Source organism: Arthrobacter halodurans, from assembly GCF_041877255.1.
GTDB lineage: Bacteria > Actinomycetota > Actinomycetes > Actinomycetales > Micrococcaceae > Arthrobacter_N > Arthrobacter_N halodurans.
On the sequence record NZ_JBHDLJ010000004.1, the window covers coordinates 207,143 to 221,551 of the forward strand.

Below are 14,409 nucleotides of genomic sequence, written 5' to 3' on the forward strand. Positions count from 1 at the left end.
CAGGCACCCGCCCCTCCGCCCGCAAGGGCGCCGTCAACCACCCGACTGGGAGCACACCATGGAGACCACACGCGCGTTCGAGTCGATCGTCATCATCTACAACCCGAACAGCACCGGGGACGCCCCGCGGCTCGCCGAGCGGCTGAAGGACCGGCTGGCCGCATCGCTCCCCGACCGGCCACGGATCGACTTGATGCCCACCGACCACGCGGGGCACGCCGTCGAGCTGGCGCGGGACGCGGCGGCCGGCGGCACCCGCGTGCTCGTCGTCTCGGTCAGCGGGGACGGCGGCTACAACGAGGTCGTCAACGGGGTCATGCAGGCCGGCAATCCCGAGGCGGTATGCGCCGTGATGGCGGCGGGCAACGCCAACGACCATCGGCGGACCGTCGGGACCCAGCCCCTGGAGGAGGCCATCGCCGAAGGTGCCGTGCGGCACATCGACCTGCTCCACATCGACGCGGGCGACGGGGACGGCGAGTACGCGCACTCCTACATCGGCTTCGGCCTGACCCCCGTCGTGGCCATCGATCTGGAGAAGGGCAGCAAGGGCGCGCTGAAGGAAATGGTCTCCGTGGTGCGCACCTTCTCGAAGTTCCAGCCCTTCGAGATCCAGCATTCCGACGGGACGCGCCAGACGCTGGACAGCCTGGTGTTCGCCAACATCCCCGAGATGGCGAAGCACGCCACGCTCAGCGAGGCCGACGAGCAGCCCCGCGACGGGAAGTTCGAAGTCATCGCCTTCCCGCACATGCCCAAATGGCGGATCGTGGTGACCGCCGCGCGCGCCGCGCTCAAGGGCCTGGGCGACAAGCCCAGCGTCGGGCGCTATGAGTTCACCACCATCAAGCCGATGCCGTACCAGATCGACGGCGAGGTGCAGTCCGTCCCCGCCGACACCGTCGTCCGCGTCCGGAGCGTGCCCCGGGCCTTGGCCACCATCGGCTGAGAGCGGCTTTGGACCTGCCCGCGACACCTCCGGAGGGCCAGAAGGCGGACCGCGCCGAGGAACCAGCTCCGAAGACTCCCGGTCACGCGTCGTGCAGGTGCGCCCGTTCCCCGTCGCGGTTGAAGATCGACAGAATCTCCAGGTCCCCGGACTCCGGGACGGCGCCGATACGGTGCGGCACCATCGTGGAGAACTCCGCGGCCTCACCTGCCTCGACGACGAGCACCCGGTCGCCCAGCTCCAGGCGGGCTCGGCCGGTCAGCACGGTGAACCACTCCCACCCCGGATGCACCTGGCTCTCCGGCGCCAGGGCCGCTCCGGCGGCCACCCGGGTCTTGACCACCACGACCCCCGCGGCGGCGCGGTCCCGCGAGAGCAGCCAGGTCGTCACGTCCGCGCGGTGCGCGGGCTGGGGCCGGATGACGACGTCGTCGTCCTCCTGGGAGCTGACGAGGTCGTCGAGGGTGGTCTCCAGGGCGCGGGCGATCGGCACGAGCTGGTCCAGCGCGATGCGACGGTCCCCGGTCTCGATGCGGCTCAGCGTCGACGGACTCAGGAAGCAGGAACGGGCCAGGACGTCCAGCGACCACCCCCGGGCCACGCGGAGGGCGCGGATGCGCTGCCGAATGAGTCCGTCAATATCTTGCTTCATACGCAAGATGCTATGCCGTAAGCGCATACCACCTCTACGGTGGAGGCATGGATCACCTCTCCCACCGAACCCGGAACCACGACCACCGGTCCCACCCACAGTCATCCGACCCCGACCAGCACCGCGTGCTCGAACTCGACGCCGAGGTGTTCGGCGACCACCTCGCAGCCGTCCTGGACCTGGCCGCGGCGCCCGCCGCGCGCGGGGTCGTCGATCTCGGCGCGGGCACCGGCGCCGGTAGCCGGCTGCTCCGCGAGCGGTACCCGGACGCGGCGGTGACATGCGTCGACAACGATCCGCGGATGCTCGAGCTCCTGCGCGAGCAGGGTTTCGCCGTCGTCGAGGCCGATCTCGACGACGGCTTCCCCGCGCTGGCCGGCGCCATGGGCACGGCGGATGCGGCGGCCACTGCACCGGTTGACCTGGTGTGGGCGTCGTCCTCGCTACACCACGTTGCGCACCCCGCCCGGCTGCTGTCGGGGGTCCGTCGGGCACTGGCGCCGGGTGGCGTCCTGGTCGTCGTCGAGCTCGCCACCCTGCCCCGCTTCCTCGGCCATCCGCGCGGGGCGCTGCTGGAGCAGCGCTGCCACGCCGCCGCGGCGGCCGAGGGGTGGAACCAGCACCCCGACTGGACGCCGGTCATTGCGGCCGCCGGGTTCGGCGTCACCAGGTCCGAGGTGACGTCCGCCGCGCCTGTAACCCCGGCCGCGCGGGAGTACGCCAAGCAGTGGTTCGCGCGATACACGCAACTGGAGGGCCTGACCCCGGACGACCGCGACGCCGTCGCGGACCTGCTGGAGCGGTTCCCCGAGGCGCACGAGCTCGAACCCCGCGCCACCCGGACCGTCTGGGTCGCCGCCCCGGACGGAAGCCACGATCGGCCGTGACCCGGCACGTTTCGCCACATGCCGCTCGCCCAGGGTCTACCCCCGTCCTTGGCTGAAGCCGCAGGCCCCCTAAGTCGAGCGGGAACGTTCCGTCGGCCCACCGGCGCCGCAGGGAATCCGGCAGCGCCTTCGGGAACCGAGGCCAGCGCCCGACAGCGCCGTCGGTCACCGCGATTCGACCCGACCGGACCCTGCGCCGTCGAGCCATGCGCCGCGTCTAGAGTGGACATATGGACCCCGGAGCAGCTGCCCTGAATGCCATCGCGAACCGCAGCAAGATGGCCGGCCTCGTGATGGACTTCGATGGAGTCCTCTCCCCCATCATCGATGATCCCAGCGCCAGCGAACTGTTGCCGGGCACCGAAGAAGTCTTGGGAAGCCTGGCAACGAAACTCGGCCTGGTCGCTCTCCTATCGGGCCGGCCCGTGGACTTCCTCGCCGACAGGGCCGCTGTCCCCGGAGTGGCGCTCTATGGCTCCTACGGACTCGAACAGCGGACCGATAGCGGCGTCAGTGTCCTTCCCGACGCGGAGCGGTGGATGCCCAACGTGCAAGCCGCCACCGCCTGGCTCCACGAGAAGCTCGATGGCGCCGAAGGCATCCATGTCGAGGACAAGAGCCTCGCGGTGGCCGTGCACTGGCGGCGCGCGGCCGACCACGCCGCCGCTGCCGACGCGATCAACCCACTCGTCCAGGAAGCGGCGTCGCTCCACGGACTACGCCGCGAACCCGGCAAGTTCGTCGAAGAGCTCCGCATACCCGTGAACCAAGACAAGGGCACCGCCCTGCACAGGATCATGGACGAAGGCGGACTCGAAGTGACCGCATATGCCGGGGACGACCTCGGCGACCTCCCCGCGTTCAGGGCCGTATCCCTCGCCAGGGGCCACGCACTCATCGTCGACGGCCCCGACATGGCCCCCGGTGTGGAGACAGTGGCCGGCGCGCACTTCGACGGGCCCGCGGACTTCCACCTGTGGCTGAAGCGACTGGATGAGGCGACAAGCTAGGCCTGAACCTCCGTTGACTGGATGGCCGCAGGCATGCCCGTCCCACCAGGCCGGGGCTCGGACGGAACGGTCGCCGAGAGACCTGCCAGTGATCCGGACCAGCTGACGCGTGCATCGATTTGGCCAAGTTACCGCAAGGTACTTGTTCCCCGAGAGTGCGGCACGCTCTAATGTCAGAGGTATCCAGTTCGCTGGAGGACCCCCAGCATGGCGGGGCCCGGTGTCGCAGGGGCGCGCCTTCTCAGGACTGATCGTCAGCGTCCGATTTTGCCACCACCACGGGGTGGGGCGACGACCCATCAGGGCCACAGAAGATCTACTCAAAACCCTTTCATCCATGGACCTTCGCTGAACGTGGAGTGCCATTTGGTGTCCTCGGTTCAGCGTTGCCTGGCGAGGATTCATCATGAAAAACACACATGCCACAAACCCACCCGTTGCTCGTGACGCGATGTCGCCGAGGCTGCGGGGAAATGGCCGCGCCTGGCTGGGCCGGATGGCCGGAGCTCTGGCGGCCGGGGCCCTCGTGGTTCCCGGGCTGATCCTGGGTGCGTTGCCGGCCCAAGCCGCGTACGCATGCACTGTCACGCCCCTCACCCCCGAGTACTCGCACACCAACTCGGCCGGGGTGAAGGTCATCAACTACAAGATCTCGGTCTATTGCGCGAAGGAACGGTACCTGAACATCGAGCAACAGCGTTGGGAAGAGGACGACTGGCCCAATGACGACGACTACATCGGAGGAACGTACTGGGAGAACGAACACTTCGTCGCGGGCGAGTCGTACGTCTACGACAACAAGCGCACATTGGTCGATGGCGAAGTAGGCAACGAGGAGTTGTACCAGAGGGTGGCGTTCCAGGAGGGCCTCTCGGACATTTGGTCGCCCTGGAGCGGCTGGATGCAGAGCGGCATCCTGGACATACCAAACTGACGATCCGGAGCGAGGGACCGGCCCTGCCGGTCCCTCCCTGCGGTTCCTTGTCCCCGGTGCTCCCCTCGACCGTTTTCGGACAGCCGCACCGGGCCATGGGCTGCCGGCCTAGGGAAAGCCACTGGGCACCGCCCCCGGCCCCGGAAACGCATCCAGGCGGTGCGAGGGACGTGTTCCGCCGCTCAGCCTTCACCGAATCCGGATGCCACCAGATCGGCGAGGGCGTCCACGGCGTCCCTGCCGTCGGGATCCGCGGTGGCGATCTCCACGTCGCGACCGCGGGCGAGGCCCAGGGCCATGATCGCCAGCAGGCTCTTCGCATCCTCGCCGTTGACCGTGACCTGGGTCGGGAAGGTGCCGGCCAGCTTCACGAATTCGGCCGCCGGGCGCGCATGGAATCCGGTGCGGTTGACGATGGTCACCACTCGCGAGTATCCGGAGGGTCCTGCGGCCCCACGGGTCGCCGAGGAGCCGGCGGCCGCCGGAACGGCGGTCCTGGCGGCGGCCGCGACGCCGTCCCGGTCGTCGCCGGTCTGCGCCGCGACGGCGGCGGCGACCCCGCCCTCGACGAGCGGAGCGTCGACGATGCTCACCCGGGACCTTGCGTCGTCATCGAGGAAGTCGAGCGCGGTGTCGGCGGTGAGGATGGCGGAGCCCAGATCGCAGAGGATGATGACGCCGTCCCCGGCCTCGGCCCGCGCGATGGCATCGGTGACGAGGCCGAAGCTCGTGCCGATCCCGCCGTCGTCCATTCCCCCCGCGGCCACCAGCGGAACATCCGGTGCCATCTGCCGCGCCAGGTCGACCAGGCCCTCGGCGATCTTGGAGCTGTGGGAGACGAAGACGAGGCCGACGGTCATGGCGCCGCCACGCCGCCGGCGACGTCGGCCGCCGCCCTGAGCAGCAGGGCGGTCGACTGGGCTCCGGGGTCGCGGTGCCCGATCGCACGCTCGCCCAGATAGCTGGCGCGCCCCTTGCGCGCGATGAGGGGCTCGGTCGCCACAGCACCCTGCTCCGCGGCGGCCGCGGCGGCCGCGAGGACGGCGGCGGCGCCGGCGTCCTGCCCGACGGCGGCATCGGCGGCGTTGACCGCGGGGGTCCACGCGTCAACCATGGTCTTGTCGCCGCTCTCGGCCTTCCCCCGGAGCACGATGCCGTCTCGCGCCGCGCGGAGCAGCGCCGCGAGGGCGCCGCCGTCGAGTTCGACCCGTCCGGCCACCGCGCCGGCCGCCTTCAGGTACGCGGTGCCGTACAGCGGTCCCGCCGCCCCGCCGACGGTGGAGATCAGGGTCGTCGCCACGAGCTTGAGCACGTCGGCGGGGAGGGCATCCGCCGGCAGGTCGTCGAGCTTGGCGAGGACGGCGGAGAAGCCGCGGTCCATGTTCTCCCCGTGGTCGCCGTCGCCGATCTCCCGGTCCAGGGTGATCAGCTCCACCCGGTGGTCGGCGATGACGGCGGCGCTCGTCCTCACCCAGTCGATCATCCACTCGGCGCCCAGGCTCATCGGCCTTCCTCTCGTCGGGTCGTGGTCACGGGTCAGCGGCCCCAGCGCAGGGCGGCGGTCTGGACGGGGGCGTCCCACAGCTCGGTCAGGGCGTCGTCGAGTTTGAGGACCGAGATCGACATCCCTTGCATCTCGAGCGACGTCGTGAAGTTGCCCACGAGCGACCTGGTGACCTCGATCCCGCGCTCGGCCAGCACTTGCGCCGCGCGGCGGTAGACGATGTACAGCTCGACCTGCGGAGTCCCACCCATCCCGTTCACCAGGAGGAGCACCTTGTCGCCGGACGCGAAGGGGATGTCGTCGAGGATCGGGCCGAGAAGGCGGTCGACGATCGCGTCGGCCGGCTGCAGCTTGACCTTCTCCCGCCCCGGTTCCCCGTGGATACCGATGCCGATCTCGATCTCGTCCTCGGCCAGCGTGAAGCTCGGTTCCCCCGCGTGCGGAACGACACAGGGGGTGAGCGCCACGCCCATCGAACGAACCTGGCCGATGACCTTCTCGGCGACCGCGGTCACCTCGTCGAGGGAGTCCCCGCGCTGGGCGGCCGCGCCGGCGATCTTCTCGACGAGCACCGTGCCGGCCACGCCGCGGCGGCCGGCGGTGTACAGCGAGTCCTGCACCGCGACGTCGTCGTTGACGATCACGCTGCGCACCTCGATGCCGTCCGCGCCGGCGAGGTCGGCCGCGGTCTCGAAGTTGAGCACGTCACCGGTGTAGTTCTTGACGATGTGCAGCACCCCGCGGCCACCGTTCACCGCCGCCGTCGCGGCGACGATGGGATCCGGGGTCGGCGACGTGAAGACGGCGCCGGGGACGGCCGCGTCGAGCATCCCGTATCCGACGAATCCTCCGTGCATCGGCTCATGACCGCTTCCGCCGCCCGAGACGATGCCGACCTTGCCCGAGGGGGCGTCCGTTCTCACGACGTAGGTCGGGTCCGTTGACGCGCGCACGATGTCGGCGTGCGCTGCCGCGAATCCCTCGACCGCCTCGGTGACCACGTTCTTCGGGTCGTTGATGAGCTTCTTCATTGAACTCTCCTCTTGTGCGCGTACCGGGTGCTGGGCCGGCTGGGGCTGCCTGCACTCAACCTAGCCGCCCCGCACCCGCGCGGGGAAGGGGTTGAGGCGCCGAACGGACGGCCCCGGGACGCGGCGATCCAATCCTCCAGATTCTCCGTGGTCTGGCCGGATCCCCTCGACTCGCGGGCGGCCAACAGCTGCCCGAGGAACGGCTCGAGGACGCCGCCATCCCCACTGGGAACTCACGGCCAAAGAAAGCGAACAATCACGGACCTGGGGGATCGCATCGCAGCGAAACGTCGGGCAGGATGGTAGGGACCGACGTTCGCCAAGCCTTGGAGCAACGGTGCCCTTCTTCGATGGGGTGTCAGGCCCCGTGTACTACCGGCACTGGGACGCGGCCTCGCCCAGGGCCGCGGTGGTCTTCCTGCACGGTTTCGGCGAGCACACCGGGGTCTACCATCGCTTCGGCGCGGCCTTGAACCAGGCGGACATCGATTTGTGGGCGCTGGATGAGATCGGGCACGGCCTGACCGGCGGCCAGCGTGGTGAGATCGAGAGCATCGATGCGCTGGTCTCCAACGGCCAGCGCCTCACCGACCTGGCCGCGCGGGCCGGGCTGCCGCTGGTGATCGCGGGGCACTCGCTGGGAGCGGTGGCGGCCATGGTCACCACCCTGCGGCACCCCGACCGCTACCGCGCGGCCGTGCTGACCGGGGCCCCTCTGAGCATGCCGCAATGGTTCGCCGAACTCGAGGGTGCGGGCGACGCGTTTTCCCTCGATCTGGACGAACTTTCCGGGGACCCGTTCTACCGGGACTCCCTGGAGAACGATCCGCTCGCCTTCACGGAGGCCGACATCGTCGACGTTCTCCGCAGGGCCCTGCCACCCGCATGGGCCGAGGTCGCCGAGACGATCGGCGACCTCAGGATTCCGGTCCTCGCCCTCAACGGTTCGGAGGACGCCGTCGCGCCCGCTGCGGACGTTGCCGTCGTCGCCGCCCGGTCCGCGCAGATCCGCACCCTGGTGTTCGAGGGCATGAAGCACGACATCCTCAACGAGACCGCGCACCGAGAGGTGGCGGAAGCCATCACCGCGTTCGTGAGGAGCGCGGCTGGTTGAAGGACCCGGCCTCATTGACGGTCCGGACGTTGGGGGCGGGGCCAGCCGCGGGCACCAGCCACCCGGGGTGACCGGTCCTGGCCGCCACGGGCTGCTGTCCCCGTCAGCACTCGTCTATCCTGCCCTATGCGACGGATGCGTCCGCTCCGCGCTGGGGCCGGCCTTGTGCCTCAGGGGCCGGTCCCGCAGGCTGCCTGTTTTCTGCACGCGATGCCGCGCGGTGCCGCCATCCTGATTCCCGCATGGCGCGCCCAGAACGGTCCCGCGACCGTTCGCCGACCATGGACTGGCGGGGCCGCGCGGTCTGGTCATGCCGTTGCCGCCCGTGCTAGACCGGTGAGCGTGTGACCCACCATCAACGCACGAGCACCCCGGAATCCGTCGGGGTCCCGTTGCGCGGCTTCGGGAAGGAAAGCAACCATGCCCACGTACAAGATCGGCTACTTCGTCGGCAGCCTGGCCAGCAAGTCCATCAACCGAACGCTCTCCAGGGCCCTGATCAGGCTGGCACCCGCGGACCTGGAATTCACCGAGATCCCCATTCGGGACCTCCCGCTGTACAGCCAGGACTACGACGCCGACTTCCCCGCCGCGGGATCCGCCCTGAAGTCCGCGATCGAGTCCGCGGACGGCATCCTCTTCATATCCCCCGAATACAACCGCTCCATCCCCGGCGGGCTGAAGAACGCCATCGACTGGGGCTCCAGGCCGTGGGGGACCAACTCGTTCGCCCGCAAGCCCACCGGCATCATCGGCGCCTCCCCGGGCGGAATCGGCACGGCCGTGATGCAGTCCTCGATGCGCGGCGTCCTGAGCTTCCTCGATGCCCCGCAACTCAACGCTCCCGAGGCGTACATCACCTTCAAGCCCGAGGTTTTCGGCGACGACGGCGAGGTCAGGGACGCATCGACGGAGTCCTTCCTGCGCCACTACATGGAGGAGTACTGCGCCTTCGTCCAGCGTGTCCTCTACGCCGCGGGTCCGGGACACATCGGCGACGAGCACCCCGACTCCCGGAAATAGCCGCAACACCCACAGGCGGAACCGCCGCGCATGCCCGCGGCCTTCGGCAGGCACAGTCGGCCTCCGCGAGGACTCTCTTACGGCACCGTCCCATGTGCGCCCTCGACCTAGCCAGCGGTGACACCCGGCGTGGGACAGCGCCGGCCCTGACGGCGGTGCCCCGCGCCCGTCCCGCCGGACGCGACAGGGACGTGCGCAACCGCGACGGGTGCCGGCGGAACCGCGTCACGCGTCTAGCGCGGACCCCCCGGGGCGGGGATGTGCGCGATCGGGCGGATGGCGGCGAACCGTCGCGCGATGGTGGCCTCGTCGAGCCGCTCCCCCGCGGGTTCGTCGACGTCGAACACGTTCGGGTGTCCCGGGAAGTCGTCCTCGATCGATCGCCCGGTGAGGTCCTCGTAGACCTGCGAGGCCGTGGCGGCCAGCACCTCGGCCACGCCGACCTCCTCCTCGTCTGCGAGGCGGCCGTCGGCGAGCACCGCGGGATCGGCGCGGCATGCCTCGAAGTACTCGCTGCCTTGGGCCACGACCCAGCTGCGGAAGTCCGTAAAGACGTCCCCGCTGCACCAACCAATCAGGACTTCAGCCGCCGCCCAGAGATCCCACCTGTGCAGCTCGAGGTTGTGCCGGATAAACGCGGCGTCGAACGCCGCGACCTCCTCCGGAGACCACCCCGACAGGAGCGCGTGCAGGGCCTCCGCCTGGGCCTCCACGTCGCCCTCCACGCCCTCGCGAGACCGGTCGATTGCCTGCCAGAATGCACTGTCGTCCACTTTTCCCCTAGTCATGTCCCACACGGATACGCCAATGACACCTGAAGCATACGGCGCACGCGCCATCGCGGAGAGTCCCACAACGGTGGCCATCGAGGCGGGCTTGTCGGGACACCCCGGCTCTGTCGGGGGCGGGTCCACGTCGACCGGCCGTGCGATCACGTAGCCTCGGACGATTCCGGATCCGCGTACAAAGCGCGGCTCGCTAGGATCAAGATATGAACCAGAGCAGGGGCCGGCCGGAACTGCAATGGGCTCCGGGAACACGACCGGTGAGCGAACGCGGTTCGCTCGGGGGACGGATTGCCATCGATGAGTGACGGCGAGAAAGTACGCGGGTATCTGTCATGGCTTTCCGGAGAAGTCGAGGGTATCCTCGCCGGTCTTCCCTACGGTGTCCATGGCACGACACGTATTCGCGACAACCACGTCTACGCGGAGATCAAGGGGCCACGGCTCGGAACCTTCACGCTGGTCCTCGGCAGCGAGGCGCCAGAGATCGTCTACGACGGTCTGTACATCCGCCACGACCTGATCGGAGGAGAGCCGGAGGACCAGACCGAGTTCGCGAAGGAATCCGTGGACGCCATCGTGTACTTCCTCCTCAGCGGCAGGGTCCCTGTGAAGCGCAAGAGTCCGGTCTTCAAGCGTCCCTATCTTTCCGTCCCGATGGCCGGGGGCGACGAGTGGAGAATGAAGGAGTTCCGCTAACTACGCCGCGAGCGGCCGCGATTCCATCCGAGCGACTGTCTTGCAACCGGCAGGTTGCGAGACTGCGCGTCGAGACTCCGCGACGCGGGTAAAGCCTCAAGGGAGCTGTCAGCAACCCCGTTGCGTAAGACATGGATGCGCCGTTCGCGGCGGCCAATCCGATGCTGATCAGTTCAGGGAATCAGCGCTCTCCAGTAGCAAAACGAACAGGTAGGCGGTACAGGCCACAGCCAGGATCTGAATCACGGTGCAGTGGAACATCGCCCACAGCTCGGCCTTGCCGCGTTTGATCTCGTAGTAGCTGCGAAACTTCATCGTCCCCCAAGCGAAGACCAACGTTGAAGGGATGAGGCCCACGAGAGCCACAGTCACCACGAACGCAGATGGCAAGGGCAGAGCATTGGCCATGCCAACCACGGCCGAGGCGACCGCGCTAGGGACAAGAACAATGAGGGCGCACATGGGAGGCATGGCCATCAGCCTTGAAATCGCCTTCATCCATCCCCCAGACCGTCCAAAAATGCCGGTTGAGTCCTCCCCGCAACACGAGGCTGGCACCCATCCCGTGGGCAACTCTAGCTTCGTCCAGGCACATGGAGGGATGAGCCGGAATTGGTGCCCAACCCCGTGTTCAACGCTCCGCGGCCGAACTTGACCCCGCCCTCGCCTGCTAGCAGGCCCCTACGCCGAGTGAGCCGGCCAGGCTGACCCCCTGCGTCAGATGCGTTCCACAACGCGACGCAGAGTCTCGTCGTGCTGCCGGCGGTCGAAGGTGAACGTCAGCTTCCGATCGTAAGGGTGCCCATCCCCCTCCGGTCCCGCCCCGTGAACCCGGAAGCCGCTCCAGACGACGATGCTGTCCAGCCGATCGACATGGGCGGTGATGCTTCCGCACGCGACGTCGAGGCCTTCCCCAACCAGCAGGGGAACCCGGCCCGGCAGCTCCTCCCACGTTCCCTCGCCGAGCAGCAGCCGGATCGCGTTCCGGCCCACTTCCGCAGAGCTGTCCCGGCACTCCTGCACCACGGAGAATCGGAGGTCCGACTGCAACCCGGGCCCCGTTCGCGACAACGTGCCGGCGGCATCACTCAGGAGCCGGGCCAGGGGACGCCCGTTCACGGTCCACTGCAACCCCTCCCGCGGATCCGGGGACCTCTTCCTCAGCTGCCTGCGGGAAACCACGCGCTCGAGTCCGAGGGTCGCCTGGTTCAGTGCATCGGTGCTGCGCCAAAAGGCCACGAAACTGCGCCCCAGCTGCTCGGCCACGCGGTCCAGGGCCGCCTCGTATTCGACGCGGTCGAAGACCAGTGTCCCGACGGCGGGGATCGCGTCTTCGTCGTCGAAGTGTGCCGCTTCGTCGTCCGTGTCGGACGGGCTGTCGTGGCGGAAGTCGCTCCATACCACCCGCTCGCTTCCAACCTGAACCCTGGCGCTGATTCCACCGCAACCCTCGTCGTAGCATTCCTCGCAGAAATAGAGCCAGACCCGTTCCGGAAAGAACTGTCCCGGCAACTCGCCCTTCAGGCGGCGAATCTGCTCCCGTGCCACGCCCGAGGGAAGCCCTCGGCGCAGCAGGGAGACCTCGCACTCCTGCATGTCCTCGCCCTCGAAAACCAGCTCCCGAAGGAACCGGCCATCGACCAGGAAATCGAAACCGCCACTTGGATCGGGGCGCAGATCAAACCGGTTCACAGGGTTCCTCCTACGTAGCCAGCGCGACTACGGCCGGTACATCTGACGCACGATCCGAGCGGACTCGACCGGCCCGTACCAACCGACCTCCAAATCGCCGACGACTCCATCGAGGTCCTCCCACGTAAGAACGAACATGTCCGTCTCCTCGCGCGGCTCAATGCCCTCGGGCGGGTCTTGGAAATCGATCCAGGCACAGATCTCTCCATCGCCAGCGCCACCCTGCCCGTGTCTGCGGCCACCGTCAACGACGATCTCCCAACCATTCCACACACCGCCGGAGACACGACCGGCCCACGCCATGCATCCCAACGCCCAACTCCGCACGGAGGGTCCCTGCCGGGCCACGGGAATCCCTTCCAATCGGCGCAGGCGTGCCAGATGCGCGTTCCGTACACGTTTCATTCGCCACCACACAGGAGCGAGCATCTCACGCGCGATCGGGAAGCAGGTACGCCATCCCGATCTGACCCCGCGCCCGAACCACCGCCACGAACGCTGCCGACGCACGATGAACGAGTCCTGCGCCTCGGCAACGAATGCTTAATCACTCCTGCTGATCAGCGGTTTCACAGCAGGCGAGTACCAGCACACTCCTTATCGAGATACTCCCGCTTGCGCAGCCAAGTTCAGAAGGACGCTGAAGACGCTCGCTTAGACTCTTGAATGCAGCCGTGCCGCGTAGAGCGGTTCAACTATCCGGTCCGCTCCACGTCTGGGAAGTGCAGGTCATCGTGAGCACGCTTGAGCGCCTTGCAGAAAACCTTCGTCAGGCCCTCGGATCCGACGTACGGACCGGTTTCAGCCCGTCTGAATTCGGCGGTGATGGTGCAGAATTCGCGCGGATCGAGCTACCGTCCTGCCGTTTCGAAGTCCTCCCCTACACGGAATACGACTTCCGGATCCGGATCATACTGCAGGACGGCTACACCTTCTTTTCTGGCGAAACCTGGGTTCCAACCGACGACAGCGCGACCCAGGACCGCGCCCTGGTCGAAGGCATGAGCGCACTCGTGGAAGCAGCCAGGAACGACGTCCGACGCCTCATCGACGACGGCCTAGAGACAAGGATCGGCTATGTCTACTTCGACCCCGAACCAACGTAGAGGGACGAAGTGGAACCCCACCGGAGAAATGCCCACGGTCTGATCCCCTCCCAGACCGACGGGCCATAGGCTCTGCATATGAGGTGGAAACGAAAGCGCGAATGGGCCGAACGCGTGGCACAGATGCACGCGCTGGAAGCGGCTCCCGAACCTGAGCAGGGATACGGCCCGAGCTGGGACGCGATCCTGGCCGGCCGCCGGGAGTTCGCGGGCCAAGTCCTCGGCGGACCATGGCTGGGCCACGACATCCTCATCCTGGCCTACGGCACGACGCGTCGCCGCCGAGAGCCTCGTCCCGACGGCTTCGGATACTCCGCCGACTATGCGATCAACGACTGGAACAACCACGGTCCCGGCGACGACGACGACTCGTTCAGTGTCGCCACGATCGACGAACTCTACGAACGACTCGACGACACCCAAATCCAGTGGTACCCGCCGGCCAGGTCCCTGGCCAAGGCGGGACTCCTCTTCGGCGGATCAGGCAAGGAACAAGACCTCGAGAACGGATGAGGGGACCGCGGCCGCCCGCGTGGCTGACCGCGCATCGAAACGGTGTCCTGCCGCCACCCGGCGGCGCTTCAAGCCCAGCTCTCCAGTCGGCAGGGTCGGGGAGGGACGCCGGAAAGGGTCGACTGAACGGACTAGTCGAGAACGACTCCGGCGAAGAGAGCGGTCAGCACAACCCCGACGACGAGGACCGGCAGGACGAGCGCATAGAGCTTCCATTCGGTGGCGCGCAGGTGACGGACTCTCCTGCGGTAGTTCTTGTGCTCGGCGGTGAACGGCAGAGCCAGATGGTACTCCGCGTACAAGCCCAGTAGACGCGCCACCCTGTACGGGTGCCCGCATGAAGCCGCTTCGGCGGCTATCGGCCACAGCACCCCCCACGCGACCAGACCGGCGATCCCGGAACCCACGAAGTCCTCACCGCCCAGATAAGCGCAGAACCCGAGGAACAACACCACGGGGTGGAAGGCCAACACCCACGGAACGTCCCCCAGCATGCGGCGTCGCCCCTCC

17 protein-coding genes are annotated in these 14,409 nt (G+C 68.0%); 9 read left to right on the plus strand and 8 right to left on the minus strand.

Annotation, left to right across the window (positions count from 1 at the left end):
• Positions 1-58: 58 nt before the first annotated feature.
• Complete coding sequence (locus tag ACETWP_RS07045) at positions 59-949, plus strand: diacylglycerol/lipid kinase family protein (RefSeq protein ID WP_373971506.1); 891 nt, start codon at positions 59-61, stop codon at positions 947-949.
• 82 nt (positions 950-1,031) lie between these two features.
• On the opposite strand, the gene ACETWP_RS07050 is transcribed toward ACETWP_RS07045, so the two are convergent.
• Positions 1,032-1,601, minus strand: a complete 570-nt coding sequence (locus ACETWP_RS07050) for a cupin domain-containing protein (protein ID WP_373971507.1) — start codon at positions 1,599-1,601, stop codon at positions 1,032-1,034.
• Between the two features lie 47 nt (positions 1,602-1,648).
• Between ACETWP_RS07050 and ACETWP_RS07055 the strand changes: the two genes are divergently transcribed.
• The 3 genes from ACETWP_RS07055 to ACETWP_RS07065 all read left to right on the plus strand — a co-directional run bounded on the left by ACETWP_RS07055 (position 1,649) and on the right by ACETWP_RS07065 (position 4,432).
• Entirely contained in the window at positions 1,649-2,488 is an 840-nt protein-coding gene (locus tag ACETWP_RS07055; protein ID WP_373971508.1) for a class I SAM-dependent methyltransferase, read from the plus strand.
• 230 nt (positions 2,489-2,718) lie between these two features.
• Complete coding sequence (otsB, locus tag ACETWP_RS07060; protein ID WP_373971509.1) at positions 2,719-3,498, plus strand: trehalose-phosphatase; 780 nt, start codon at positions 2,719-2,721, stop codon at positions 3,496-3,498.
• Positions 3,499-3,994: 496 nt separating this feature from the next.
• Positions 3,995-4,432 carry a hypothetical protein gene (locus ACETWP_RS07065; protein ID WP_373971510.1) on the plus strand — a complete coding sequence of 146 codons (438 nt, stop codon included), beginning with the start codon at positions 3,995-3,997 and terminating at the stop codon, positions 4,430-4,432.
• 182 nt (positions 4,433-4,614) lie between these two features.
• Here ACETWP_RS07065 and dhaM read toward each other — a convergent pair whose 3' ends face one another.
• From dhaM to dhaK, 3 genes are read right to left on the minus strand one after another with little or no spacing between them, the layout of a single operon-like run.
• Entirely contained in the window at positions 4,615-5,292 is a 678-nt protein-coding gene (dhaM, locus tag ACETWP_RS07070) for a dihydroxyacetone kinase phosphoryl donor subunit DhaM (RefSeq protein ID WP_373971511.1), read from the minus strand.
• Positions 5,289-5,936 carry a dihydroxyacetone kinase subunit DhaL gene (dhaL, locus tag ACETWP_RS07075; protein ID WP_373971512.1) on the minus strand — a complete coding sequence of 216 codons (648 nt, stop codon included), beginning with the start codon at positions 5,934-5,936 and terminating at the stop codon, positions 5,289-5,291. The genes dhaM and dhaL overlap by 4 nt, the downstream gene beginning before the upstream one ends.
• Positions 5,937-5,968: 32 nt before the next feature.
• On the minus strand, positions 5,969-6,967 hold the full coding sequence (gene dhaK / locus ACETWP_RS07080; RefSeq protein WP_373971513.1) for a dihydroxyacetone kinase subunit DhaK: 999 nt from the start codon (positions 6,965-6,967) through the stop codon (positions 5,969-5,971).
• A 337-nt stretch (positions 6,968-7,304) separates the two neighbouring features.
• Here dhaK and ACETWP_RS07085 point away from each other — a divergent pair, with 337 nt between their 5' ends.
• Together ACETWP_RS07085 and ACETWP_RS07090 are read left to right on the plus strand one after the other, a co-directional pair.
• Positions 7,305-8,081, plus strand: coding sequence for an alpha/beta fold hydrolase (locus ACETWP_RS07085; protein WP_373971514.1), 777 nt, complete (start codon positions 7,305-7,307; stop codon positions 8,079-8,081).
• A gap of 420 nt (positions 8,082-8,501) precedes the next feature.
• Complete coding sequence (locus ACETWP_RS07090; protein WP_373971515.1) at positions 8,502-9,104, plus strand: NADPH-dependent FMN reductase; 603 nt, start codon at positions 8,502-8,504, stop codon at positions 9,102-9,104.
• Between the two features lie 233 nt (positions 9,105-9,337).
• Here ACETWP_RS07090 and ACETWP_RS07095 read toward each other — a convergent pair whose 3' ends face one another.
• Entirely contained in the window at positions 9,338-9,877 is a 540-nt protein-coding gene (locus ACETWP_RS07095) for a DUF4240 domain-containing protein (protein ID WP_373971516.1), read from the minus strand.
• A gap of 312 nt (positions 9,878-10,189) precedes the next feature.
• On the opposite strand from ACETWP_RS07095, the gene ACETWP_RS07100 reads away from it, so the two are divergent.
• Positions 10,190-10,588, plus strand: a complete 399-nt coding sequence (locus tag ACETWP_RS07100; protein ID WP_373971517.1) for a hypothetical protein — start codon at positions 10,190-10,192, stop codon at positions 10,586-10,588.
• Between the two features lie 168 nt (positions 10,589-10,756).
• Here ACETWP_RS07100 and ACETWP_RS07105 read toward each other — a convergent pair whose 3' ends face one another.
• Entirely contained in the window at positions 10,757-11,086 is a 330-nt protein-coding gene (locus ACETWP_RS07105; protein ID WP_373971518.1) for a hypothetical protein, read from the minus strand.
• Between the two features lie 219 nt (positions 11,087-11,305).
• Positions 11,306-12,280, minus strand: a complete 975-nt coding sequence (locus ACETWP_RS07110) for a hypothetical protein (protein WP_373971519.1) — start codon at positions 12,278-12,280, stop codon at positions 11,306-11,308.
• A gap of 734 nt (positions 12,281-13,014) precedes the next feature.
• On the opposite strand from ACETWP_RS07110, the gene ACETWP_RS07115 reads away from it, so the two are divergent.
• Entirely contained in the window at positions 13,015-13,386 is a 372-nt protein-coding gene (locus tag ACETWP_RS07115) for a hypothetical protein (protein ID WP_373971520.1), read from the plus strand.
• A gap of 78 nt (positions 13,387-13,464) precedes the next feature.
• Positions 13,465-13,899, plus strand: coding sequence for a hypothetical protein (locus tag ACETWP_RS07120; protein WP_373971521.1), 435 nt, complete (start codon positions 13,465-13,467; stop codon positions 13,897-13,899).
• 131 nt (positions 13,900-14,030) lie between these two features.
• Here ACETWP_RS07120 and ACETWP_RS07125 read toward each other — a convergent pair whose 3' ends face one another.
• Positions 14,031-14,393, minus strand: coding sequence for a hypothetical protein (locus ACETWP_RS07125; RefSeq protein WP_373971522.1), 363 nt, complete (start codon positions 14,391-14,393; stop codon positions 14,031-14,033).
• Between the last annotated feature and the right edge of the window lie 16 nt (positions 14,394-14,409).

Coding starts and splice junctions, on each gene's coding strand:
- otsB (WP_373971509.1), top strand. CDS start 2,719: ATGGACCCCGGAGCAGCTGCCCTGAATGCCATCGCGAACCGCAGCAAG.
- dhaK (WP_373971513.1), bottom strand. CDS start 6,967: ATGAAGAAGCTCATCAACGACCCGAAGAACGTGGTCACCGAGGCGGTC.
- ACETWP_RS07050 (WP_373971507.1), bottom strand. CDS start 1,601: ATGAAGCAAGATATTGACGGACTCATTCGGCAGCGCATCCGCGCCCTC.
- ACETWP_RS07090 (WP_373971515.1), top strand. CDS start 8,502: ATGCCCACGTACAAGATCGGCTACTTCGTCGGCAGCCTGGCCAGCAAG.
- ACETWP_RS07055 (WP_373971508.1), top strand. CDS start 1,649: ATGGATCACCTCTCCCACCGAACCCGGAACCACGACCACCGGTCCCAC.
- dhaL (WP_373971512.1), bottom strand. CDS start 5,936: ATGAGCCTGGGCGCCGAGTGGATGATCGACTGGGTGAGGACGAGCGCC.
- ACETWP_RS07105 (WP_373971518.1), bottom strand. CDS start 11,086: ATGAAGGCGATTTCAAGGCTGATGGCCATGCCTCCCATGTGCGCCCTC.
- dhaM (WP_373971511.1), bottom strand. CDS start 5,292: ATGACCGTCGGCCTCGTCTTCGTCTCCCACAGCTCCAAGATCGCCGAG.
- ACETWP_RS07100 (WP_373971517.1), top strand. CDS start 10,190: ATGAGTGACGGCGAGAAAGTACGCGGGTATCTGTCATGGCTTTCCGGA.
- ACETWP_RS07120 (WP_373971521.1), top strand. CDS start 13,465: ATGAGGTGGAAACGAAAGCGCGAATGGGCCGAACGCGTGGCACAGATG.
- ACETWP_RS07045 (WP_373971506.1), top strand. CDS start 59: ATGGAGACCACACGCGCGTTCGAGTCGATCGTCATCATCTACAACCCG.
- ACETWP_RS07065 (WP_373971510.1), top strand. CDS start 3,995: ATGGCCGGAGCTCTGGCGGCCGGGGCCCTCGTGGTTCCCGGGCTGATC.
- ACETWP_RS07125 (WP_373971522.1), bottom strand. CDS start 14,393: ATGCTGGGGGACGTTCCGTGGGTGTTGGCCTTCCACCCCGTGGTGTTG.